Below are 22,987 nucleotides of genomic sequence, written 5' to 3' on the forward strand. Positions count from 1 at the left end.
CTGGTGACCATGCTGAAGGACCGTCAAACTCCGGTCCAATCCGAGATTTCCCGGAGCATGCGGCTTTCTGAGCTCAGCGCACTTTGGTTCGCCGAAATCGAAAGCAGCGGCCGGGCTGGCCGCCGGACCATCGATGGCTACAAGGACACGTACAAACGAGTCATCTCACCTGCCCTCTCGGGCCTGCGGCTCAACGAACTTACGACCGGCAGGCTCGACCGGTTCTTGAAAAACGTTGCCATCGATCATCCAGCCACGGCCCGGCACTCAAAAATAGTCCTCACCGGAATTATTGGATTAGCCGTCCGCCACGATGCACTGCACAGCAATCCAGTCCGCGATGTCGGACCCATCAAGCTCGCAAAGAAGGACGTCAAAGCTCTATCGGTCAAAGACGTTCAGAAGCTCCGAACTGTCATTGGCCGGTGGCAGGAGGATCCCACACACCAAGGACGCCCGCGCGCCTCAGATCTACTGGACGTTCTCGACATCTTCCTTGCCACGGGTGCCCGGATAGGCGAGGTGCTCGCCATCCGTTGGCAGGACATTGATCTTCAAGCAGAGCCACCGACCATCACCATCTCGGGAACTGTCGTCATGGAGAAAGGCCGCGGCGCCTACCGGCAAGACCATCCGAAGACAAAGGCCGGCTTCCGCACGATGAAGGTGCCACCTTTTGCTGTGCAAACACTCCGCCGCAAGCAAGCAGCCGAGCAGCCCAAGCCCGAAGACATGTTGTTCCCGTCTTCCACAGGAACCGTGCGCAGCCCACACAATTTCCGCAGGCAATGGCGGGACGCCCGGGCGGGGTCCACCTTTGATTGGGTAACTCCACACGTCTTCCGGAAATCCGTTGCCACGCTGATTGACCAGGAGTACAGCTCAAAGCACGCCGCGGCACAGCTCGGTCACTCGGGTACAGCCATCACAGAAAAGCACTACATCGCGAAAGCCGCGGAATCCCCCGATCTCACCGATGCCCTCGAGCGATTCGGGAGCCAGGAACCGTCGGCTTGATTCATCTCCATATCCCCGAATCGGGACCATACGGCCTCCAGCCCGCCCCGAGGTAGTTGTCGAGACAACTGGCCCGGGAGCACATGGCTGAGAATTTGATCAGTGACTTCCGCTATCCGGGGATTCTTACAGCGCATACGGGACAAGGTTGCGAATCTCCATTGCGTAGGCACTGGCTTTGTATTTTCGGAATGTTCGTTAGCCCTCGGGAATCCCATTCAAAACCTCAAGCTGACTTCAGTTGGCGACGGCTTAGCCATCTTCGGGTATATCTCTCAGCCTGGGGCGCTTTGAGACATTGCGCTTTCGCGAAAGGAAAGCCATCCCCTGCCCATTTGTCTAAAGTCGCCTCTGCCGCCGGGTTCTAAGATGGTGTGGTGCAACAGCCCGAGAAACGCGCGCTTCGCGACAGAATTCACCTGACCAAACCTAATGACCGCGAATAGGCTTATCCCGCGGAGCCAAGGGTGTATACGAAAACTGCTTTAGGCGCAGAAAACCGTCGAGTTGTTCGTAGGTGAGTGTAAAGATGCGATCAGTGCTTTCGATCTCAACCCTGTGGCTGCCATTTCCATCAGGGTGGACCCCACGAAGAACTACAGATTTTCGCTCCAACCCATGCTCATGACACACCCGAGAAATGGCCGCCGACGCGACCTGCTTCGCCACAGGCCATTCGGACAAGGTCCTGCGAGCCACCACAATAACTCTGGCCGAAATATCTTCTTCTGGCAGGTGAGCCAACTCGGGAGCGCTGGAGAGAATCTTGTGAAGTTCACGCCAAACATTCCTTGGATGAGTCCCTCTGGTGTTGGCTACTTCTTCTATGAGCGCCCTGACATCCCCATACTCTTGCACGCTGAGACTATTCCAAGCAGTCACCGGGTTCCCTCCTGGGTCGGCCCGGTAGCGGGCAGAACACCCGCGGGCGGCTGCAAAATATCCTTCGCCTCTTCCAAGCGCTGCTCGAGCGGAGCCAGCCTGCTTTTCATGGCGATGTCCGTGAACCCAGCGACAATCAAGCCGATGACGGCAGGAACGACAACGTAGCCGGATATTGAAATGGCCCAAGCCACAGGGGTCGCGGCCTTGGCGGCCTCCGTGGTAGGCGAAGCTATTCCGGCCAGTATGTCCCAAGCCACGGCGGGGCCAAAAAAGGCGGCGCCAAGACCCCATATACAGGCCGCGAACCCCAGGCTTCCACCTGCCATCCAAATTGGAACCCACACGGGCGAGTGTTTGAAGGGCAGATGCGACAAGTCTATTTCCTCCCTCACCGCGCGGGGCGTCGGTCCGAGCTCAGCCCCGACCTAGCGACGTGTTGACCAATGAGCTGTCTCGATTTCGTCCGAGATTGCTGTCTCTGTTTCCCCCGTATGCACGTCAAGGCTCGCCGTGCCGTCCGGGATGAAGCCGTTAGCAATACCCTCTACAAACGTACGAACATCATCCAGCGGAACTCCAGGACGGAGGATCTGGACACACTCTTCTAGCGCGCGTCGCAATTCAACTGAAGCCATGTATGCCACGCTACGCCTGTCCGGCCGTTGTGGTCGAGGCCTACAATGTCCTCCTGTTCGCGATTAAGCGGCCAAGTAAGTAGCCTTTAGGCGCGTGAACGTCTGCCGAAGACCCATCTCCGGTCTCCAGCAGAGTTTTCATTTAGTGTTATTGAAGTATGTCCAGTCCGGCGCTGTCGCTGAACCTAGCGCAAGGGTTTTTCTCAGCGAGCTTTCCTTGCCGAACAGTCAATATTCGTGCGCCGTCTCATGCGCACTCGTACCGAGTACCCACTATGGCTTGTCCGAATAGAAGGCACAAACGCCCCCTCTGCTAGCTCCATTGCAAGGAGCCGGCTCCGTCCGCGGTCATGGGTGTTGCGGCAGGCCAGCCCTGCACTTCTCGCTGCGGCACAGTGAAGGTCAGGAACGAAGCTGCGCCCCCACGGTCAACCTCGCCTCCAATACAGCTTCTAGCCGCAAAACGTCGGGTAATCGTCGGCTGTTCCCGAAAACGGGCAAGAAAAAAGCCCTCCAACCCAACGTTTCCGCAGGTGAAAGGGCTTCTAATGTGGAGCTAAGGAGATTCGAACTCCTGACCTCTTCGATGCGAACGAAGCGCTCTACCAACTGAGCTATAGCCCCGGAACAGTCCGTCTCCCGGGAGGAGCAACGGTACCGGTGAACTTAGGCTACAAATATTCCTTTCGCATTGCCAATTGAGATCAGGCGCGGCGGCGCTGCAGGACGTCGTCGAGGTTGCTGAGGGCGCTCTGGGCCTTGGTGAGCGGCTTGGCTGACGGCACGGGCGGAACAGCGGGGGTTCCCTGCTTCAGGGACGGCTTTCCCACGGCCTTGGGCGCTTCCGGAAGGTCAAGCGGTTCGGGAGCAGGACGCTCAGCCTTTGCGGCCTCCACATAGACAGGCTTGGGCACATCGACGGGTTCCCAGGTGGTTTCGACCGGCTCAGGCTTAACGGCTCCGCCGGCGCTGGCGTCTCCCGCGGCGACAGCCACGGCGAGGGCGGCTTCCCTGAGCTCCATCGCTGTCAGCGGTTTCGGCGCAGGCGCGTGGGCCTCGGCATCGAACAGCGGGCTTTCCGGCTGGACAGCCGGGCGTGGCTCGTCCGGCGCGTCGGAGACCGCCTCCCGGGCCCGGACCGGGGCGCTCATGGTCGAGCGGAAGGCGGCCTGCACTTTGGCTTTGCGGTCCCGCACGGCGAGGAAACGCAGCAGCGCCACAGCGACGACGGTGGTTGCCATCCCCGCGACCGGCAGCAGGGCGGTTCCCAGCCCGAAGAGGAGCAGCACGGTGGAAATGAAAGCTGTCAGCAGCCCAACCACACCGGCGAGGGCAAGTGCGGTGCGGCCGTATCGGATCCGGAACGCGCCCGTCGTTGCACTGCCGGATGGCGCGGCTACGGTTTCGGGGCTCTTCCTGATATCCATGGCTTTCTCCTGCGGGGCGGCGATATTCATGACCATCCCGGCTCGTGGGTCGGATGATTCAATAGCTGGAACATCTGCGAAAAACTCGGCAGCGGCGTGGGCCTGGTGCCGCCGGTTCCGCAGGACGTAAGGCGCAACCCATACGATCCAGAGCACAACGGCAACCACAAGGATCACGGAGCTGCTTAGGGGGATGTCCACAATCAAAACCGTATGAGCATTCCGCCAGCGCCTCCCGCATTAGGCTCGGTGTGTCGCGGGCAACGTGGCAAATCAATGGATTTATGACCCGGGAAGAGCCTTGGCAGGTCAGGCCCGGGATGCCAGCCACCGGTTGAGCAGCCCTTCAGGTACTTCTTCCGCCGTCAACGCGAACGACCGGTGGTCAGCCCATGCCCCGTTAATGTGCAGGAACCTGGGCCGGTAACCCTCGTCGCGGAAGCCAAGCTTTTCCACCACCCGCAGGCTGGGGCCGTTCTCCGGGCGGATGTTGATCTCCATCCGGTGCAGTCCGAGGACCTGGAAACAATGGTCGGTGGCCAACGCGACTGCGGTGGGCGCGATGCCATGCCCCGCCCGTGCCTGGTCAACCCAGTACCCCAGGGTGGCCATCATGGCCGAACCCCACACAATGGAGGACACCGTCAGCTGGCCAACGATTGCCGGCGCTGCGGACCGTGGCGTGCGTTCGGTGATCAGGAACGGCAAGGCGGTGCCCTGGGCCGCCTGGATCTTCAGCGACCTGACCATCTGCCGGTAGTCCGGGAGACGGCCGCCGGGAGCGGGATTGGAAGCCTCCCAGGGCTCCAGCCACTTCCGGTTGCGTGACCTCACCTCGGTCCATTCCCGCTTGTCCCGGTACCTGATGGGGCGCAGGACCAGGTCACCACACTCCAGCGTGGTCGGCCAGATCGGACCGGGACGCACGGCAGTTACTTAGCGAGACCGGCAGCGAAGCCCGGCAGCCATTCCCGAAGGCCGGGGCCGAGGTCTTCGCTGTCAATGGCAAGCTGAACGCAGGCCTTAAGGTAGCTGAGCTTGTCCCCGGTGTCGTAACGGCGGCCGCGGAACACCACGCCGTAAACGCCGTAGCCTTCGCCTTCGCCGGCGGCCAGTTCCTGCAGCGCGTCCGTCAGCTGGATTTCGCCGCCGCGGCCCGGGCCCGTGCGTTCCAGCACGTCAAAAACTTCGGGGTGGAGGACGTAGCGGCCAATGACGGCCAGGTTCGATGGAGCCTCGTCCACGTCCGGCTTTTCGACGAGCTTGTTGATCCGGACGTAGCCTTCACCGTCAATCGCCTGGACGTCGGCGCAGCCGTAGGCACTGATCTGGGAGGGCTCCACCTCAATGAGGGCCACCACGGATCCGCCGGTTTTGGCCTGCACTTCGATCATGGTGCTGAGCAGATCATCCCGGGCATCGATCAGGTCATCGCCCAGGAGGACGGCGAACGGTTCGTTGCCGACGTGCTGCCTTGCACGAAGCACCGCATGGCCCAGCCCGTTGGGGTCACCCTGCCGGACGTAGTGGATATCGCCAAGGTTGCTGGCGGCCTGAATGGACTCAAGCTTGGCCATATCGCCTTTGGCTTCCAGCGTGTCCTCCAACGAGGGAACCCTGTCGAAGTGATCCTCCAGGGCGCGTTTGTTGCGCCCGGTGATCATCAGGATGTCGTTCAGTCCAACGTTGACAGCCTCTTCAACCACGTACTGGATGGCCGGCTTGTCCACCACCGGAAGCATTTCCTTGGGCATCGCTTTGGTGGCCGGCAGGAACCGGGTGCCGAGACCCGCTGCGGGGATTACGGCCTTGCGTACAGTCTGCTGAGAGGTAGTCACTGGACTAATCTAACGGAGGGGCAGACCATTCAATAATTCCTGCCCGCCCGTGCCCTGCATCCGGCAGACGGCACATCTGCAACGCGGAAGAGGTGACCCTATGTCCGAGCACGACAGGGCCGTCAAGGAAAGCATCCGGGCACGCCACCGGGCGCAGCGCACGGCCACGCCCTCGGGCCAGCGGGATGCCGCCGGCGCCGCCATCGCCGTCCACGGCGCAACCTGGGCCGAGCAGCTGGCAGGTGCTGCGCCGTCGACCTTTTGCGCCTATTTGGGCGTGGTGCCTGAGCCGCCCACCCTGCCGCTTATCAGCGAACTCCACCGCCGCGGACACACGGTCCTGCTCCCGGTTTGCGAACCGGGGCGCCAGCTGAGTTGGACGCAGTGGACGCCGGAAACAGAGTTCGTCCGCAGCCGCTTTGCCCCTGTCCTGGAACCCGCCGGCCCCCGGCATGGCCTGGCCATCATGGCTTCCGTGTCCGGCCTCCTGATGCCTGCCACGGCACTGGATCTGAGCGGGAACAGGATCGGCCAGGGCGGCGGCTACTACGACGTCCTGCTCGGCTCACTGGCCAGCGAAGGGTTGGAGATCCCGCTGGCGGCCATCGTCTTCGATACTGAAGTCCTGCCGGCCGGAACCATCCCCGCCGAAGCGTTCGACCGCAAAGTACCCGTTGCCTTGACCCCGTCCGGACTGGTTCGGTTGTCGCCCCCTCCTGAATAGCTCCGGCGCCGTGCTAAGGAGCTCCCCGCCGGGGGTGATAGAATTAGCACTCAGGCCCTGAGACTGCTAATGGACGGCCCGCCCGTTCAAGGCAGCGCAGGACCTCTCGTTTGCCCAAGAGGAGGATCACCAGTGCCCACTTATGCCTACGCCTGCAAGGATTGCGGCCACGCCTTCGACGTTTTCCAGTCGTTTACCGACAGCACCCTGACGTCATGCCCGGAGTGCCAGGGTGCCTTGCGCAAGAAGTTCAATAGCGTCGGTGTGGTGTTCAAGGGCTCCGGCTTCTACCGGACGGACTCCCGCGACGCCAAGGGAAGCACCGTTTCTGCAGCTCCTGCGGCAGCGCCTGCCCCGGCAGCTGCACCGGCCCCGGCCGCCGCAACCGCAGCCGCAGCCAGCTGAACGTAGTCATCACCGCGCTTCGTTAGTCACCTTGGCACCGCGTTCGACGCCGGCAGCCAAGTTATCCACATAGGCATCTTCGCTCCTGTGCCCCGCCGTCGCGGGACCATAGCGTGGGTGCCATGCCAGCCACTCTCTTTCGTCCGGGACGCGGAGCCGCATCCGCCGTCCGCCCGGTACGCCGCCCGCCGGCGGCCGGAGTCACCCGCCGCCCCGGCCGCCGCAGATTCCTGTCGTGGCTGAGCCGGAACCGGCGTCTCGCCATCGCCCTCCTGCTGTGCGCTGCCGCCGGGATCACCGTCCATCAGCTCACGCCCCCGCCCGCAGACACGGCCACGACGCTGGCGGCCGCGCGGGACCTGCCCGCCGGCACCGCCCTGGCAGCAGCCGATCTGGCGTCTGTGCGCATTCCCCCGCAGCTGGTGAGTGACGGGTCAATCACCGTGCCAGGCGAAGCGACAGGCAAACAGCTGGCGGCGCCCCTGCGCAAAGGGCAGCTGCTGACGGATTCCCAGCTGCTGGGCCCGGGACTCCTTACCGGAACAGCGGCAGGTGCCGCCGCCGTGCCGCTGAGGATGGCAGACCCTTCCTCGATCCAGCTGGTGTCTCCCGGGCAGCTGGTCAACGTGGTGCTGACCGGAGCCAACGGCTACGACCAGAACTCCCCGTCCGAAGTACTCGCTTCCTCTGTGCCGGTCCTCTGGACATCGGGGCAGGGCGGAAAGACAGGTCAATGGCTCGGGACCGCTGAAACGGACGGGCTGATCGTGGTGGCGGCCGCCCCGGAACAGGCCGCCCGCCTGGCCGGCGCGTCCACCCAGGGCAAGCTGTTCTTTGTCCTCGTCGGACCTCCCGCCGCCGGAGGGTGACGCGGTGAGCGGCGCAGCGCGGCCCGCAGGCAACCTGGCGCGGTTAGCCCCAGTGCGGCGGTTTGTTCTCCTTGAGCCACGAGTCATGATCGTCTTCGGCGCCGTCTCCCCAATTCCGGGGATCGTCCTCAGCCGCCTTGTTCGGCAGGATTCCCCCGGTACCGGCCTTCGGGTCAACGGGCGCGGCTTGGCCGTCGCCGTTGTTGTCCGGCTGGCCGCCGTCTTCGGTGTTGTCCTGGCCGTGGTCCTGCGGGGTCACAACAGCCTCCCTCTCCAGGCGTGGGGCCTGGTCATCGTTCCTATCATCTCCGGCCGTTCCCGCCGGGCGCGAGTCCAGGTCCTCGTCAAAGAAACCACCCGAGGCGGTGCCCCGTCCCGGGGGCAGGACATTTTCGAGTCCCAGGTAGCCGGCAATCCGGTCAGCGCAGGTGGACGGGTCGGTGAAGACCTCGATGGTCCACAGCGGCATGTACCGCCAGCCCATCCGTTCGAGCAACTGCGGACGGAGACGGCTCCGCTCGCGCACACTCATGGTGCGGTACTGTTCCGTGCCGTCGGATTCGATCGCCACCGGCCACGGGATATCCGCGTCGTCCTGACCCATGGTGCTCAGCGGGTCAGCCGCCGCCACCACATCGATGACGCCGTCGTACTGATGCCACACGCGTGCGCCGCGGGCCCGCAGCCGGTCACCGAGGTCGGCCACCAGCGGGTCAGCGCCGAGGGCCTGTTCGCTGGCGGCAGCCCGGGACGCCGGGGTGCCCAGGTCTGTCTTCCCGGCAATTTCGCGGTTCAGCAGCTCGTAGAGTTCCACGGCGCCGTGCGAAAGCCGCGTGTGGTCCAGGTCTTCGGGCTGGAAGCAGGTCAGGACGTGGATCGACCGGCGGGCGCGTGTCATGGCGAGGGCAAATTTTTCCCGGCCGCCCTCAGCGGAAAGCGGACCGAAATTATGCAGCGCCCGCCCATGGGGCGTCCGGCCGAAGCCGGGCGAGAAGATGATGTGGTCGCGGACCAGGCCCTGGGCCCGCTCCAGGTCAACCACGCGGAACGACTCCGCCCCGCCGCCAAAGAACCCGGCAAGTGTGGGGTGGTTGGGAAGCTGCAACCGGATGGACTCGCCAATCCGCGCCGCGTGCCGGAGGCTTGCGGTCACCACGGCCAGGGACGTGCGGGAACGCAGCCGTGCGTGCTCAAAAACCAGTTGCACCACACGGTTGACCTCGGCCACCACGGACTCCACGCCCTCGTGATCGGCACTCGGCAGTCCCGTCCCGTCGGGCAGGTACTCAACCGTCAGCGCCCGGTCCAGGCCGGTGGCAGCCTGGCCCTCGGGCAGCCGGCGGAGACCGTCGTCGTAGAAATTCTTGCTCAGCTGAAGGACCAGGTCCTCATCGACGGCACGGTAGACAAAATTCAGGCGCCACACCGGCAGCACGGCCGAGAGGGCGGTGTAGGCACTTTCCACCCGCTGGTGGGCGGCTTCGCCGGCGGCCAGGCGCTCCACGCCCACGGTAAAGGTCCGGGGGCTGGCAATCTTGGCATCGCCGAAGGCAATCACCTGCTTGGCGCGGGCAATGGATGGCAGGACGGCCTGCAGCGATGTGGCTTCCGCGTCCAGGATGACCACGGCATCAAAGCGCTGCTCAGCCGGCAGGAGACCGGTCATCAGGTACGGGCTGACCGACCAGACCGGAACCAGCATCGGTACGAGGTCCGGCGCCTGGGCGGTCAGGGCGGCCAGTGTCACGCGGCCGTCCTTGAGCAGGCTGCGGAGCAGCTGGGCCTGGCGCGGGTGCTCCGCCAACGCGGCGCTCCACCGCTCGGAAAGGTCCCAGCGCAGGCGCGCGGCACCGCTGGCAATGTGGGCGTTGTCCGCGAGCCGGTATTCGGCCTCCAGCTGGCGGAGGGCGTCGCCGTCGGACATGGCCAGGTAATCATCGCCGCTGATCATGGCTTCCAGGGCCGACTGCCACCAGGCAAGTTCAAGCTCGGCGGCCACGGACTCCGCCGGAACTTCCCGGTCCGCCAGGTCGGAGAGGAGTTCACCCAGGCCATGCTCACGCATGTTTTCCACCAGCAGGGTGCGCTCGGGCAGGGTCTTCAGCGTGTCGGTGTCCGCTACCAGCCGCTCAAGCCGCTCCATGAGTTCCTCATAGCGGGCAGTGGCCAGCGAGCCGCCGGCCGGGGTGTGCCGGAGGGCCTCCCCCAGTTCAGTCAGCTCGCGGTCCAGTGACCGGTACAGAACGTTCATTTCGGCGAGGCCTGAGGGAACGGCCGGGTGGCGCTGGGTCGTGGCGTAGCCGGACCACAGCGCCCGCTGTTCCTGGACCAGCACCAGTGAACTGTGGAGGTCAGCGATGTGGACACCGGGCCGCACGTACTCCTTGGCGACCCGGCGCAGGCGGGACCGCTGCATGGACGCCATATCAATGTTCCGCTCGCGGCGCCAGGCCGAGGTGGCGGTGGCCGAGATCAGGTCATGGACGGGCCGGTCGAAGATGTCGGGCGTGAACTTGTCCAGGCTTTCGCGGACCGCCACCAGCAGTTCGAGCTGCTCGCCCCATTCCGCAAAAGAACTGCCCAGCCGGATCTCGGCGTGCTCGGCCACGCTGTGCATCCGGTCGCGGAGGACCGGAAGGTTCTTCGCGACGGAGCGGGCCAGGTCCTGCGCTTCCTCGGTCTCTTTGCGGGTGAGGAGCCTGGCACCGTGCCATGGACTGGTGGTGGACGCCCGGCTGAAGCTGCCAAGCTCGGCTGCCCGCCGGAGCCGGCCGGCCAGTTCGTTGCGGTCGCGGATGCTGTCCAGCACGCTGCGCTTGAGCCGCACCGTGGTTGCCGGGGCCGGATGGATGGAGGTCAGTTCGGCGAGCGACTGCATGGCCTGGTACGGCGAGCAGCCCCAGCGCTGGCGGACGTTGTGCAGGGAGGCCACATGGTCCATCAGGGCGTGGCGGTGTTCGGTGAGGGTCTTGTGCAGGTTTCCCAGCTGCGGCTCGAGAGATTTCTCGTTGCGCACAATGGCGCGCACCAGCTGGGCCTTGAGCTGCTGGGGTGTGGCGGTGCCGGAAAGCTGGAAGAGGATGGACTCCAGGCCCAGGGCTTCCAGCTGTCCGGATACTTCGTTCAGGCTGGCACGGCGGTCCCCGACCACCAGGACTGACCGTCCCGCGTCCACGAGTGCGCCGATGGTGTTGATCGCGGTTTGGGTCTGGCCCGTGCCCGGCGGGGTGCTGACCACCAGCGAGTCACCGGCCCGCGCAGCGTCGATGACGTACTGCTGGTCCGGGTCGGCGTCAAGGAGCAGGAGTTCGTCGCCGGGGTGGCGGTCGTCCACGCTCGGAAAGCGCGAAGGGTCCGGTTCCTCGACATCCACCACTTCGCCGCCGCCGGCCTTGGCCAGGGCAGTGATCAGCGGGTTGCCGTCGTTGATCCAGGGGTCATCGAGGTTGCCGGACAGATCGGCAAAGGTGGAGACGAGCAGGTTGTGCTGGGCTTCGGCACCGTGGATGGGCCTGATCAGCGTGGCCAGCCGGTCCAGGACCGGCTGCGGATCGAAGCGGGCGGTGCTGTAGGCGAGGCGGGTGACGGCATTGACGTCGAACACGATCCCGTGAATGTTCTTCAGGTGCCGGACCAGGGCCGGGTTGATGTGGGCCTGCTCCGTGAGCTGCAGCTCGTAATCGTCCTCGCCGGGACGGACCGTGAGCGAAATCGCTGTGAGCATGACCGGGGCGGAAATCCGCTGCGGCTTGCCTCCGACGGCGGATGTCCACACCACAGTGCCGGCGGAGAAATACCCGGCGTCGATCCCGCGGTCGTTTGCGAGTTCAAAGATTTTTGAGCGGATATTCCGCGAGGCCCGGGCCGCCACCACGTACTGCTGCTGGTCCCGGATCAGGGTGGACAGCCGGGTGCGGCGGCCCGCCATCAGCTGCGCCAGCCCCGAGGGGTGGGCGTGGGTCAGGTCAATGGAGCCTTCCGGGGTCTTGGTGAAACGCAGCATGGTGTCTGCCCCGGTGACGGGTTTAAGCCCGGACAGCCATTTTCCGAGCTCCTCAGAACCCTCCGGGTGGCCTTGACCAACTGACACTACTGCCTTCTTTTCTGCGTTTACACGTGACGCCCTGGACCATACCGGCATAGATTCGAGCGTAGCCGCAAAAGGAGCCGGGATGAGAGACCGCAACACGGGGTCAGGCCAAATTAGGGGATTTGAACGGATAAGAGCAATGGCCGGCCTCCGCTGACGGAGACCGGCCACTCACACTGTTATTCCCACTCGATGGTTCCCGGCGGCTTGCTGGTCACGTCCAGCACCACCCGGTTCACGCCTTCCACCTCGTTGGTGATCCGGTTGGAGATCCGGGCCAGGAGATCGTACGGCAGGCGGGACCAGTCGGCCGTCATGGCGTCCTCGGAGGACACCGGGCGGAGGACAATCGGGTGGCCGTAGGTCCGGCCGTCGCCCATGACCCCAACGCTGCGGACATCGGCGAGCAGGACCACCGGCATCTGCCATACCTCGTTGTCCAGGCCGGCTGCGGTGAGTTCGGCGCGGGCAATGGCGTCCGCCTTGCGCAGCAGGTCCAGGCGTTCCTTGGTGACCTCGCCGACAATGCGGATGGCGAGGCCGGGCCCGGGGAACGGCTGGCGTCCCACGATTTCCTGCGGGAGCCCCAGCTGGGCCCCCACGGCACGGACCTCGTCCTTGAAGAGTGCGCGCAGCGGTTCCACGAGTTCGAACTGCAGGTCCTCGGGAAGGCCGCCCACGTTGTGGTGGCTCTTGATGTTGGCTGCACCTTCGCCGCCGCCTGATTCGACGACGTCCGGGTACAGCGTGCCCTGGACCAGGAACTTGATCTTCTCGCCGTGGGCCGCCGCTTCGGCGATGATGGCCAGTTCGGCTTCCTCGAACGCGCGGATGAACTCGCGGCCGATGATTTTGCGCTTGGTTTCGGGGTCGCTGACACCGGTCAGGGCGTCCTGAAAACGCTCCTGCTCATTGGCCACGTACAGCTTCACGCCGGTGGCGGCCACGAAGTCGCGCTCCACCTGTTCGGCTTCGCCTTCACGCAGCAGTCCGTGGTCCACGAAGACGCACGTGAGCTGGTCGCCGACGGCCCGCTGGACGAGCGCGGCGGCGACCGCGGAATCAACGCCGCCGGAGAGGCCGCAGATGACCCGGGCGTCGCCGATCTGCTGACGGATCCGGTCCACCTGCTCTTCGAGGATGTTCCCCGTGGTCCAGTTGGGCTCGAGCTTGGCGCCCTTGAACAGGAAGTTCTCCAGCACCTGCTGGCCGTAGGCCGAGTGCTTCACCTCCGGGTGCCACTGCACGCCGTACAGGCCCTTTTCCTCGTTGGCGAACGCGGCAACTTCGGCGCCCGCCGTCGTCGCCAGCACTTCGAAGCCTTCAGGGGCGGTGTGCACGGAGTCGCCGTGGCTCATCCAGGTGTTCTGGTGCTGCGGCATCCCCTCGAGCACGGAGCGGCCTTCGCCGAGGATGGTGGTCTGGGTGGAGCCGTACTCGCGCAGGCCGGTCTTATCCACCTTGCCGCCCAGGGCGTTGGCCATGGCCTGGAAGCCGTAGCAGATGCCGAACACGGGAACCCCGGCCTCAAAGAGATCGGCGCCGACGGACGGGGCACCGTCCGCGTACACGCTGGACGGGCCACCCGAGAGAATGATGGCAGCGGGGTTTTTGGCCAGGAGCTGCTCGGTGCTGTAGGTATGCGGAACCACTTCCGAATACACGTTCGCTTCCCGGACGCGGCGGGCAATCAGCTGCGCGTACTGGGCACCGTAGTCAACAACCAGCACCGGCTTCTGGGAAGTCTGGGGTGCAGAGGGAGTAGTCACCGTCCTAGCCTACTTTGCGCAGTTGCCCCGCCGCACATTCATGGCCGGTGGTGTGACGGAAGGAACGTACGACGGCGGGACTCACCTGCCGCCGCGGCGCGTCAGTACCGCTGGGCCGCCTGCGGGTGCGCGGCGAGCTCCGCTTCGACCTCGGCGTGGAACTTCTTCTCCACGAAGAAGGACAGGAACGGGACCACACCACCCAACGCCAACAGGATGAGCTTCAGGAACGGCCAGCGCATCAGCGTCCACAACCGGAAGTTGGAGATCAGGTACACCACGTACATCCAGCCATGCACGATCAGCACAGCGACGGAAAGGTTGAATCCACCCACCACGCCTTGGGGGTCGGCTTCGGCAAAACCGAATCCGAAGGGCTGCCCGGTGACGGCGTTCGTTCCGCCCGCGAAGAGGTACTGGCCAAACGCGTAGCGTGCGATCAGTTCAGCGCACAGCAGGAGCAGCATCCCGCCGGTCAGGTAGGCCATGACCTTGTAAAATTTCAGCGCGGAACGGATCTGGGCTTCGGTACCGCCGAAGCGGCGCTTCTTGGGCTTACCCTGGGCAGAACCCTGCTGGACGGCCGGTTTCGGTTCAATCATGGCTTTACCTTTTGTTGGAGCTGTTCAGAAGTTGCGGAGCTGGGCGGCGTAGGCGGCGCATCGTCGTGGGCGTCGTCGTCGAGGTCCTCTTCGAGGCCCCGGCGGTAGTCATCCTTCACCAGCCGCCACCAGATAAACAGCGCGAACCCGGCGAACACCACCCACTCCAGGGAGTAGAAGAGGTTGAGCCAGTTGACCTTTTGGGCTGGCGGCTGCGGGCCGATGTTCAGGGGCTTCAGATCTCCGCTGACCGCCGCCGCGCTCACGTCGGTCCCGTCCACCATTTCGGCGGTGGCGGCGACAAATCCCGGGTAGCTGCTGACGTCCCAGTAGTTGATGAGTTCGGCGACCGAAACGGCGGAGGCGTGTCCTGCTTCCGGCGCGGTCTCCGGCAGCGGCGATTCGGAGGGAATGAGCCGTCCGGTCAGGTCGACTGTCCCCGGCGGCGGCGCCACGGCATCCTTCGGATCGGACACCCAGCCGCGGGCCACCGGAATCCACATCTGGGGGGAGGCAGCCACACCGGTGAGAACCGGGGCGCCCTTCACGGCGAAGGCGGAAACCACCCAGTAGCCGGTCTTTCCGTCCTTGAGGCGCCCCGGAACCAGGACCTGTTTCGCGGGGTCGTAGGTGCCCTCTGCTGAAACCATTTGGTCGGAGACGGACCCCGGGAAGAAGTGTCCGGGCTCAAGGGTCTCCGTGAGCGCCTTGGTTTCTTCAGTGGCCGGGCTGACCGGAACCTCGGGTTGCACGGATCGGCCGAACTGCCACTGGCTGAGCAGGACAAACACCCCGGAGACGACGATCGCAAACACCAGGCCTGCGATCCATCGGGGCTTAAGGGCTGTTTTCCACACCCCTTAACCGTACTTCGTTCCGCTGTAGAACAGCTAAACGGGCAGGTTCCCGCCCTAATGGTCGAAGAACACCAGGCTCGAGTTGATCAGCTCGGCGATGACTTCGGCGTCGTAGGCCCGCCGCAGGGACTCCCGGAAGGACTCCTTCGACAACGAACGCGCCAGGGTGGCCAGCACTTCGAGGTGATCGGAGAAGGAACTGGCCGGGGTGGCGATCAGCAGGATGACGGTGGCAGGGCCGTCGGCGGCGCCGAAGTCCAGCGCGTGGCCGTACTTGGTGATGCCGACGGCGATGGACGTCCGCGAGACGTACTCGCTGCGCGCGTGCGGGAGCCCGATTCCGCCCGGCAGGCCGGTGGCGAGCTGGTGTTCCCGGGCGTTGACGTGCTCCAGAAAGCCCTGCAGGTCCGTGATCCGGCCGGCCGCGTAAAGTCGTTCCGCGAGTTGAGCCGCAGCGTCTGCCTTGTCCTTTGCCTCCAACTCCAAAATCACCAGTTCGGAGGTGGTCAGATCGGCATCATACCGGTCAAGTGGTTCGGCCAAGGCGTGTTCCTTCGGTCAGGTCAGAAGCGGGCTAACGGCATGTCAGCGCAACGGGACGATGTCCTCCACACCGAGTCGGGCGGCGTCGGCTGATTCGTCATCCGGCTGCTGCTGGCTCAGCCTTTCAGCCTCAACACGGGCGATGTAGTGCTTAATTTCGCTTTCGCGCTGCGCATCGCTCCAGCCAAGGACTTCGCCCATCAGTTTAGCGACTACGGGCACCGCGGACACGCCGCGGTCCCACGCTTCGATGGAAATGCGGGTCCGCCGGGTCAGGACGTCATGGACGTGCCGGGCACCTTCGTGGGTTGCCGCGTAGACAGCCTCCGCCTGCAGGTAGTCGTCTGCGCCGGGCAGCGGCTCGGCGAGTTCGGGCCGTTCCTTGATGATGGCGAGCACTTCGGGGGTCATGGAGCCGTAGCGGTTGAGCAGGTGCTCCACCCTGGCCACGTGGACGCCGTATTCCTCGGCTGTCCTGCTCCTGCGGTTCCAGGCGGCTTTGAAGCCGCTCGCCCCCAGCAGCGGGATGGTTTCGGTGCAGCTCGGCGGGACGCGCTCGTCCATGGTCCGGGTGGCCTCGTCCACTGCGTCCTTGGCCATCACCCGGTAGGTGGTCCATTTGCCGCCGGCCACCACCACCAGGCCGGGCACGGGGTGGGCCACCACGTGTTCACGGGAGAGTTTGGCGGTGGAGTCGTTTTCACCGGCTAGCAGGGGGCGCAGGCCGGCGTAGACGCCTTCGACGTCTTCCCGGGTCAGCGGGCGCTTCAGCACCTTGTTGACGTGTTCGAGGATGTAGTCGATGTCCTTGCTGGATGCTGCCGGGTGGGCCTTGTCCAGGTGCCAGTCGGTATCGGTGGTGCCGATGATCCAGTGCCGGCCCCACGGGATCACAAAGAGTACCGATTTTTCGGTCCGCAGGATCAGGCCAACAGTGGACTGGAAGCGGTCGCGGGGCACCACAAGGTGAATGCCCTTGGAAGCCCGGACCTTCAACTGTCCGCGGTCGGTGACCATGGCCTGGGTTTCGTCAGTCCACACACCGGTGGCATTGATGACCTGCTTGGCGCGGATGTCGAACTGCGAACCGTCCTCGTGGTTGACCACCTTGGCCCCCACCACGCGTTCGCCCTCCCGGAGGAAATCAACCACGGCCATCTGGTTCACCGCGTGGGCGCCGTAGTGGGCCGCCGTCCGGATCAGGTTGGCGCAGTACTTTGCGTCGTCCACCTGGCCGTCGTAGTAGCGGATGGACCCCACAAAGGCATCCTTTTTGAGGCTTGGCGCCGCCCGGAGGGTACCGCGCCTGCTGAGGTGCTTGTGGAAGGGCACACCCCGGCGGTGCCCGTTGGAGACGGACATCAGGTCATACAGGGCAATGCCTGCCCCCACATAGGGACGCTCGAGGAAGGGTTTGGTCAGCGGGTACAGGAACGGCACCGGGCGCGCCAGGTGCGGGGCGAGCTCCGAAAGCAGCAGGCCGCGCTCCTGCAGGGCTTCCTTGACCAGCCCGAAGTCCAGCATCTCCAGGTAGCGCAGGCCGCCGTGGATCAGCTTGGACGACCGCGAGGACGTGCCGGCCGCCCAGTCGTTGGCCTCCACGATGCCCACGCTCAGTCCACGGGTCACCGCGTCCAGGGCCGAGCCGGTGCCGACGATCCCGCCGCCGACAATGAGGATGTCCAGTTCGTTGCCCGGTTCGGTTGTGGCCCTCAGCCGGGCAATCGATGCCTCCCGGGCCTCGGGCCCCAGGGCACCGCCTTCGTTTGGAACACTGTTCATGGAACGCCTCCCCTTGCCGCTGCTGCCGGTAGTAACCCCACACTACTTCGTTGCCGCGCAGTTGGGCAGGCGTTTGAGGGCCCTTAGTTACCGGCGTACGGGGAGACCACGACGTCGACGCGCTGGAATTCCTTGAGGTCCGAGTACCCGGTGGTAGCCATTGACCGCCGCAGGGCTCCGATCAGGTTGGACGTGCCGTTGGTGTGGTGGCCCGGGCCGAAAAGCACCTCTTCGAGCGACCCGACAGTGCCCACATTGGCCCGGTCCCCGCGCGGCAGTTCCAGGTGGTGGGCCTCCTGGCCCCAGTGCCAGCCCTTGCCGGGGGCTTCCTCGGCCCTCGCGAGGGCGCTGCCGAGCATCACGGCGTCGGCGCCCATGGCGATGGCCTTGACGATGTCACCCGAGGTGCCCATGCCGCCGTCGGCGATGACATGGACGTAGCGTCCGCCGGATTCGTCCATGTAGTCACGGCGGGCGGCCGCGACGTCGGAAATGGCGGATGCCATGGGTGAGTGGATGCCCAGCGCGCGGCGCGTGGTGGCGGTGGCCCCGCCGCCGAAGCCGACCAGGACACCGGCGGCGCCGGTGCGCATCAGGTGCAGCGCGGGCGTGTAGCCGGCCGCGCCGCCCACAATCACCGGGACGTCGAGTTCATAGATGAACTGCTTGAGGTTCAGCGGTTCATGGTCCTTGGAGACGTGTTCGGCTGACACCGTGGTTCCGCGGATCACAAAGATGTCGACGCCGGCGGCCACCACGGTTTTGTAGTGTTCCTGGGTGCGCTGGGGCGTCAGGGATCCGGCCACGGTCACTCCGGCGGCGCGGATCTCGGCGAGGCGGGAGGTGATGAGTTCAGGCTGGATGGGGGCGCGGTACAGCTCCTGCATGCGGCCGGTCACGGCGGGGCTGTTGACCTCGTCCTCGAGGGCGGCGATCTCATCCAGGATGGACTGCGGGTCCTCGTAGCGGGTCCACAGGCCCTCAAGGTCCAGGACACCCAGACCGCCCAGGCGGCCCAGGGCGATGGCCGTCTCCGGGGACATCGCCGAATCCATCGGCGCCGCGATGACGGGCATCTCGAACTTGTACGCATCGATCTGCCAGGAGACAGACACGTCCTTGGGGTCGCGGGTACGACGGTTAGGGACGATCGCAATGTCATCCAGGGAGTAGGCACGACGCCCACGCTTGCCACGGCCGATCTCGATCTCGTAAGTCACTGCTCTAGGTTATCCCAGCCCCGGCGTTATCCATGGCCGGGGCTACGATGCTGGGGATGGGTAAGCGCTGGATCTTCGACGGGCACATCGCCGGCCTTGGCACCGGGTCAGGGCTGCGGGCCGTTGTGGGCCTCTGGCAGCAGTCACCGTTCGGGTCCTTCGCCGACGTTATGGTCCAGCATCCGTCCGGGCACCGCCTGCTGCTGGCCCCCACCCGGGAAGTGGCCAGCTTCATCGCCGCCACGTACAGCTTTGATTCGGTGCAGGTGGTGGAGGTGAACGCGGTGTTCGCAGACCAGCGCATCACGGTGGACGCCGGCCCGCTGCAGCTGAGTGCCGGGGTGGGCCGCAGGACCGTCCTGGGGAGGGCGCTGCAGGCAGTTCCACGGCGCCTTGCCGTGGACACCGTCTGGCTGCAGGCAATCAGCCCCGTTGCCGGGTTGCTCAGTCCCGGGGCCCGGACCTCGGGAACCGCCGGAAGCGGCCGGCTGGAGTATTACGGGGTGAGCGACCTGCACCACATCAGGTCCGCCGTCGTGCGTTGGAACGGGGTGCACGCCGGGGAGTTGGCCCCGATCACGCCTCCGGTGACCTTCGGCTTCAGCAGCGTTCCCGCCCGGCCCAGCCTGGCGAGGGTCCGCACCACCGTGGTGGACGCGCCCACAGCCGGACCCTGAGCCCCGTACCGCCGTGGAGGGGATCTGCCCACGCGGCGCGAACCTCACGGCAACCCGGGTTACGGCCCGCTTTGAGGGTCCAGGCTCAGCTGCGACTCGAACATCCTGAAGTAGCGGCCACGCAGGGCAACCAGTTCCTTGTGGGTGCCCTGTTCCACGATCTGCCCGTCCTCGAGCATGTAGACGATGTCAGCCTTCTCAATGGTGGCAAGCCGGTGGCTGATGGCGATGATGGTGCTGCTCCGTTCGGCGAACAGCCGGGTGAAGATCCTGTGCTCCGCGAGGGCGTCAATGGCTGAGGTGGGTTCGTCCATCACCATGAACTCGGCGTTCCGGTAGAAGTTCCGGGCCATCGCGAGCCGCTGCCACTGGCCGCCGGAAAGTCCGCTGCCCTTCCGCCCGCGCGGATCCTCCATCCAGTTGCTGACGTGGTTGTCCAGGCCGTTGGGCAGCTTGTTGATGAAGTCCAGCGCTTCGGCGTCGGCCGCGGCCCGGCGGATCCGGACGTCATCCCGCGGCGAGTCGACATCGCCGAAGCGGATGTTGTCCGCTGCGGTTGCAAACTCATACTTCAGGAACTCCTGGCTCAGCACCGCCAGGTGGCGGTGCCAGGAGGTGACGTCGACGGCGGCGAGGTCCACGCCGTCGAGCAATACCTGCCCGGAGTCCGGGGCGTACAGCCCGGCCAGGATCCGGATCAGCGTGGACTTTCCTGCACCGTTCTCCCCCACGATGGCAACGTGCTGTCCCTCCCGGATGGTCATGCTGATCCCCCGGATCACCTCGAGGTCGCTGCCCGTGTAGGTAAAGCGGATGTCCCTCAGCTCCACAACCCCGGGCGACTGCAGCAGCGGCGGGGCGTGGCCGGAGTGGACCGGAAGTGCCATGAACAGTTCATAATCTTTGAGGTTCGCCAGGTCCTCGTCGATGGAACTCAGCGACGACACCAGGTTGTTGGCCGTGGACAGGGCCCGGCTGACAATCTGCTGGACGTACAGGAACTGGCCCACCGGCTGCGCCCGGGCGATGATCTGCCCCACCACCCAGATCAGCGAGACCACCTCGGCGCCGTACTGCAGCGCGTCGGCGGCGAGCTGTTTAGGGATGTAGCGCCTTTGGAAGTCGAGGCGGCGGCGCTCGTCAGCGTCCCGCAGCCGGGAGCGGAGGTCCATGAGGTAGCCCACGATCCCGTACAGCCGCATCTCGGCGATGTGCTGCGGCCGGAGCAGGTTGGTTTCGATCATCCGGCGCTGCCGGCGCGAATCCACCTGGGTGTTCCAGTGCGCGATCTGTTCCCGGGACAGCCTGAACTGCAGGTAGACGCTGGGCACGATGGCCACCAGGACAATGACGGCGATCCACCAACTGACCAGCAGCAGGGCACCCACGGCAAGGATCACCGAAACGAGCTGGGTGAAGATGGCGGCGATCCGGTCCAGGACCCGGGCGTAGGAGTCGGAGAACCGCTTGGCGCGGTCGTACAGGTCCACGGTCTCCTTGTCGTCGTAGCGCCAGAACTCCAGGGCCAGGAAGCGCTCGTACATCTGGTCACCCACGATGGCGCCCACTTTGAAGCTCATCAGCTGCTGGATGTAGCGGTCCACGCTGCTGAATGCGCCCCAAAACAGGCCCAGGGCTGCGGTGATGATGACGTAGACGATGGCCTGCTGGCCCGCCGCGGCGTTGCCGGCGTAGGCGGCTGCCAGGGCCGTGGTGGTCAGCGCGGCGAAGTAGGTGGTCACCAGCGGCAGCGTCGCGGAGATCAGCGAGCCCACAACCTTCATGACGACGGCGGCGGGCGAGGCGCGGAAGCTGACGCGCAGCACCTGCGCCACGGCCCGGGCGTACGGCCGCAGGGCGAGTTTGCGCTTCGGCTCACGCGCGGGAAGGAGTTCGGCCATGGATTTAGCCTAATCCCGCGCATGGACGCAAAAGGCCGCGGGGGCTCTGCCCCCGCGGCCTCTTTTGGTGAACCTTAGCGCGTGCCGTAGTTCGGCGCTTCCACCGTCATCTGGATGTCGTGCGGGTGGGATTCCTTCAGGCCGGCCGCCGTGATCCGGACGAACTTGCCACGCGCCTTCAGTTCCGGGACGGTGGGTGCACCGGTGTAGAACATGGTCTGGCGGAGGCCGCCCACCAGCTGGTAGGCCACCGAAGCGAGCGGGCCGCGGTAGGCCACCCGGCCTTCGATTCCTTCGGGGATCAGCTTGTCGTCACCGGAGACGTCCGCCTGGAAATAGCGGTCCTTGGAGTAGGACGTGTTCTGGCCCCGGGTCTGCATGGCTCCGAGGGAACCCATGCCGCGGTAGAGCTTGAACTGCTTGCCGTTGACGAAGATCAGGTCACCCGGGGACTCGTCGCAGCCGGCGAGGAGGGACCCCAGCATCACGGTGTCGGCTCCGGCGACCAGCGCCTTGCCGATGTCGCCCGAGTACTGCAGGCCGCCGTCGGCGATCAGGGGAACCCCGGCAGGGATGGCTGCCTTGGCGGATTCGTAGATGGCGGTGATCTGCGGGACGCCCACGCCGGCCACCACGCGGGTGGTGCAGATGGAGCCCGGACCGACGCCCACCTTGATGCCATCGGCACCGGCGTCGATCAGCGCCTGCGCTCCTTCACGGGTGGCCGCCTGGCCGCCGATGATGTCCACATGGGCTGCCACGGGATCAGACTTAAGGCGGCGGATCATGTCCAGCACACCCTGCGAGTGGCCGTTGGCCGTGTCCACGAACAGGGCGTCCACGCCGGCGTCGATCAGCGCCATGGCACGTTCCCAGCCGTCACCGAAGAACCCGATGGCGGCACCAACGCGCAGCCGGCCCTCGTCATCCTTGGTGGCCAGCGGGTACTGCTCGGCCTTGGTGAAGTCCTTGGTGGTGATCAGGCCCTTCAGCCGGCCCTGCTCGTCAACGAGCGGCAGTTTCTCGATCTTGTTCGTGGCCAGTTTGTGCGAGGCCTCTTCGCGGCTGATGCCGACGTGCCCGGTGACCAGCGGCATCTTGGTCATGACGTCGCTCACCATCCGGAGCGGGAAGTCCGCCTCCGGCACAAAACGGGTGTCGCGGTTCGTGACAATGCCCAGCAGGCGCATCCCCTCGTCCACCACGGGAAGGCCGGACACCCGGTAGTGGGAGCAGATCTCGCCCAACTCGGCGAGGGTCGCTTCGGGTCCGATGGTCAGCGGGTTGGTGATCATCCCGGACTCGCTGCGCTTGACCCGGTCCACCTGGTCGGCCTGGTCCTGGATGGAAAGGTTGCGGTGGATGACGCCCAGGCCGCCCTGGCGGGCCATGGCGATGGCCATCCGCGATTCGGTGACGGTGTCCATGGCGGCGGACAGCAGCGGCGTGCGGACGGAGATCCGCTTGGAGATCCGCGAGGACGTGTCCGCTTCGGAGGGGATGACGTCCGTATGACCCGGCAGGAGCAGGACGTCGTCGTAGGTCAGGCCGATGAAGCCGAAGGGGTTGTGCTCGGGCTGGGTCATGAGTGCGCCTCTTACCTTGGTCTTGGGTTCTCGGGTAGGGGTTGCAGCTAATGACCAGCCCGTCATTACGGGACTGGTCGGTGCAGGGGCCTAATAAGTTTCTGCCTCGTGCACGGAAGCCATGCGCAAAGCTTTGAGTAAATATTAGAACCTCGCAGCC

The 22,987-nt window shown here is 65.3% G+C and carries 18 protein-coding genes and 1 tRNA gene; 5 read left to right on the plus strand and 14 right to left on the minus strand.

The genetic code is table 11. The annotated features are described in order from the left end of the window. The first annotated feature begins 9 nt into the window (after positions 1-9). Positions 10-1,017 carry a site-specific integrase gene (locus SBP01_RS13765; RefSeq protein ID WP_320538351.1) on the plus strand — a complete coding sequence of 336 codons (1,008 nt, stop codon included), beginning with the start codon at positions 10-12 and terminating at the stop codon, positions 1,015-1,017. A gap of 429 nt (positions 1,018-1,446) precedes the next feature. Here SBP01_RS13765 and SBP01_RS13770 read toward each other — a convergent pair whose 3' ends face one another. From SBP01_RS13770 to galU, 5 genes are all read right to left on the minus strand, one after another. Beyond that, complete coding sequence (locus SBP01_RS13770) at positions 1,447-1,899, minus strand: hypothetical protein (RefSeq protein WP_320536159.1); 453 nt, start codon at positions 1,897-1,899, stop codon at positions 1,447-1,449. Positions 1,900-3,088: 1,189 nt separating this feature from the next. Beyond that, positions 3,089-3,161, minus strand: a tRNA-Ala gene (locus SBP01_RS13775). 80 nt (positions 3,162-3,241) lie between these two features. Further along, the gene (locus SBP01_RS13780; protein ID WP_320536160.1) at positions 3,242-4,165 is read right to left on the minus strand and encodes a hypothetical protein; all 924 of its coding nucleotides are present in this window, start codon (positions 4,163-4,165) and stop codon (positions 3,242-3,244) included. 108 nt (positions 4,166-4,273) lie between these two features. Then, the gene (locus SBP01_RS13785; protein ID WP_320536161.1) at positions 4,274-4,891 is read right to left on the minus strand and encodes a GNAT family protein; all 618 of its coding nucleotides are present in this window, start codon (positions 4,889-4,891) and stop codon (positions 4,274-4,276) included. Positions 4,892-4,896: 5 nt separating this feature from the next. Then, positions 4,897-5,802 (minus strand): UTP--glucose-1-phosphate uridylyltransferase GalU, encoded by a 906-nt coding sequence (gene galU, locus SBP01_RS13790; protein WP_275212321.1) that lies wholly within the window; start codon positions 5,800-5,802, stop codon positions 4,897-4,899. 100 nt (positions 5,803-5,902) lie between these two features. Between galU and SBP01_RS13795 the strand changes: the two genes are divergently transcribed. From SBP01_RS13795 to SBP01_RS13805, 3 genes are all read left to right on the plus strand, one after another. After that, on the plus strand, positions 5,903-6,526 hold the full coding sequence (locus tag SBP01_RS13795; RefSeq protein WP_320536162.1) for a 5-formyltetrahydrofolate cyclo-ligase: 624 nt from the start codon (positions 5,903-5,905) through the stop codon (positions 6,524-6,526). A 132-nt stretch (positions 6,527-6,658) separates the two neighbouring features. Continuing rightward, entirely contained in the window at positions 6,659-6,931 is a 273-nt protein-coding gene (locus SBP01_RS13800) for an FmdB family zinc ribbon protein (protein ID WP_275212319.1), read from the plus strand. Positions 6,932-7,053: 122 nt separating this feature from the next. Next, a complete protein-coding gene (locus SBP01_RS13805) occupies positions 7,054-7,800 on the plus strand; it encodes an RcpC/CpaB family pilus assembly protein (protein ID WP_320536163.1) in 747 nt (248 codons plus the stop codon). Positions 7,801-7,843: 43 nt separating this feature from the next. On the opposite strand, the gene SBP01_RS13810 is transcribed toward SBP01_RS13805, so the two are convergent. The 7 genes from SBP01_RS13810 to SBP01_RS13840 form a co-directional block, all read right to left on the minus strand. After that, the gene (locus tag SBP01_RS13810) at positions 7,844-11,941 is read right to left on the minus strand and encodes an AAA family ATPase (RefSeq protein ID WP_320536164.1); all 4,098 of its coding nucleotides are present in this window, start codon (positions 11,939-11,941) and stop codon (positions 7,844-7,846) included. Positions 11,942-12,069: 128 nt separating this feature from the next. Continuing rightward, positions 12,070-13,659 (minus strand): glutamine-hydrolyzing GMP synthase, encoded by a 1,590-nt coding sequence (guaA, locus tag SBP01_RS13815; protein ID WP_275212316.1) that lies wholly within the window; start codon positions 13,657-13,659, stop codon positions 12,070-12,072. 101 nt (positions 13,660-13,760) lie between these two features. Continuing rightward, on the minus strand, positions 13,761-14,261 hold the full coding sequence (locus tag SBP01_RS13820; protein ID WP_275212315.1) for a DUF3817 domain-containing protein: 501 nt from the start codon (positions 14,259-14,261) through the stop codon (positions 13,761-13,763). Next, positions 14,258-15,118 carry an SURF1 family protein gene (locus SBP01_RS13825; RefSeq protein ID WP_320536165.1) on the minus strand — a complete coding sequence of 287 codons (861 nt, stop codon included), beginning with the start codon at positions 15,116-15,118 and terminating at the stop codon, positions 14,258-14,260. Before SBP01_RS13825 ends, SBP01_RS13820 begins: the two co-directional genes overlap by 4 nt. Before the next feature lie 54 nt (positions 15,119-15,172). Continuing rightward, entirely contained in the window at positions 15,173-15,661 is a 489-nt protein-coding gene (locus SBP01_RS13830) for a PTS sugar transporter subunit IIA (protein ID WP_275212313.1), read from the minus strand. 42 nt (positions 15,662-15,703) lie between these two features. Next, positions 15,704-17,443 carry a glycerol-3-phosphate dehydrogenase/oxidase gene (locus SBP01_RS13835; RefSeq protein WP_320536166.1) on the minus strand — a complete coding sequence of 580 codons (1,740 nt, stop codon included), beginning with the start codon at positions 17,441-17,443 and terminating at the stop codon, positions 15,704-15,706. 83 nt (positions 17,444-17,526) lie between these two features. After that, positions 17,527-18,663, minus strand: coding sequence for a GuaB3 family IMP dehydrogenase-related protein (locus tag SBP01_RS13840; RefSeq protein ID WP_320536167.1), 1,137 nt, complete (start codon positions 18,661-18,663; stop codon positions 17,527-17,529). A 56-nt stretch (positions 18,664-18,719) separates the two neighbouring features. Between SBP01_RS13840 and SBP01_RS13845 the strand changes: the two genes are divergently transcribed. Continuing rightward, positions 18,720-19,340 carry a hypothetical protein gene (locus SBP01_RS13845; RefSeq protein ID WP_320536168.1) on the plus strand — a complete coding sequence of 207 codons (621 nt, stop codon included), beginning with the start codon at positions 18,720-18,722 and terminating at the stop codon, positions 19,338-19,340. A gap of 59 nt (positions 19,341-19,399) precedes the next feature. Here SBP01_RS13845 and SBP01_RS13850 read toward each other — a convergent pair whose 3' ends face one another. Together SBP01_RS13850 and guaB are read right to left on the minus strand one after the other, a co-directional pair. Beyond that, entirely contained in the window at positions 19,400-21,241 is a 1,842-nt protein-coding gene (locus SBP01_RS13850) for an ABC transporter ATP-binding protein (RefSeq protein WP_320536169.1), read from the minus strand. Between the two features lie 74 nt (positions 21,242-21,315). Further along, positions 21,316-22,827, minus strand: coding sequence for an IMP dehydrogenase (guaB, locus tag SBP01_RS13855; protein ID WP_275212307.1), 1,512 nt, complete (start codon positions 22,825-22,827; stop codon positions 21,316-21,318). Positions 22,828-22,987: the final 160 nt, after the last annotated feature.

Origin of the sequence: Pseudarthrobacter sp. IC2-21, from assembly GCF_034048115.1 — a bacterium.
Taxonomy (GTDB): Bacteria; Actinomycetota; Actinomycetes; order Actinomycetales; family Micrococcaceae; genus Arthrobacter; species Arthrobacter naphthalenicus.

What these genes read in the sequence shown, in the direction of transcription:
- SBP01_RS13765 (WP_320538351.1), top strand. Translation starts at nt 10, where the DNA reads ATGCTGAAGGACCGTCAAACTCCGGTCCAATCCGAGATTTCCCGGAGC.
- SBP01_RS13795 (WP_320536162.1), top strand. Translation starts at nt 5,903, where the DNA reads ATGTCCGAGCACGACAGGGCCGTCAAGGAAAGCATCCGGGCACGCCAC.
- SBP01_RS13805 (WP_320536163.1), top strand. Translation starts at nt 7,054, where the DNA reads ATGCCAGCCACTCTCTTTCGTCCGGGACGCGGAGCCGCATCCGCCGTC.
- SBP01_RS13810 (WP_320536164.1), bottom strand. Translation starts at nt 11,941, where the DNA reads ATGCCGGTATGGTCCAGGGCGTCACGTGTAAACGCAGAAAAGAAGGCA.
- SBP01_RS13820 (WP_275212315.1), bottom strand. Translation starts at nt 14,261, where the DNA reads ATGATTGAACCGAAACCGGCCGTCCAGCAGGGTTCTGCCCAGGGTAAG.
- SBP01_RS13835 (WP_320536166.1), bottom strand. Translation starts at nt 17,443, where the DNA reads ATGAACAGTGTTCCAAACGAAGGCGGTGCCCTGGGGCCCGAGGCCCGG.
- SBP01_RS13845 (WP_320536168.1), top strand. Translation starts at nt 18,720, where the DNA reads ATGGGTAAGCGCTGGATCTTCGACGGGCACATCGCCGGCCTTGGCACC.
- SBP01_RS13850 (WP_320536169.1), bottom strand. Translation starts at nt 21,241, where the DNA reads ATGGCCGAACTCCTTCCCGCGCGTGAGCCGAAGCGCAAACTCGCCCTG.
- guaB (WP_275212307.1), bottom strand. Translation starts at nt 22,827, where the DNA reads ATGACCCAGCCCGAGCACAACCCCTTCGGCTTCATCGGCCTGACCTAC.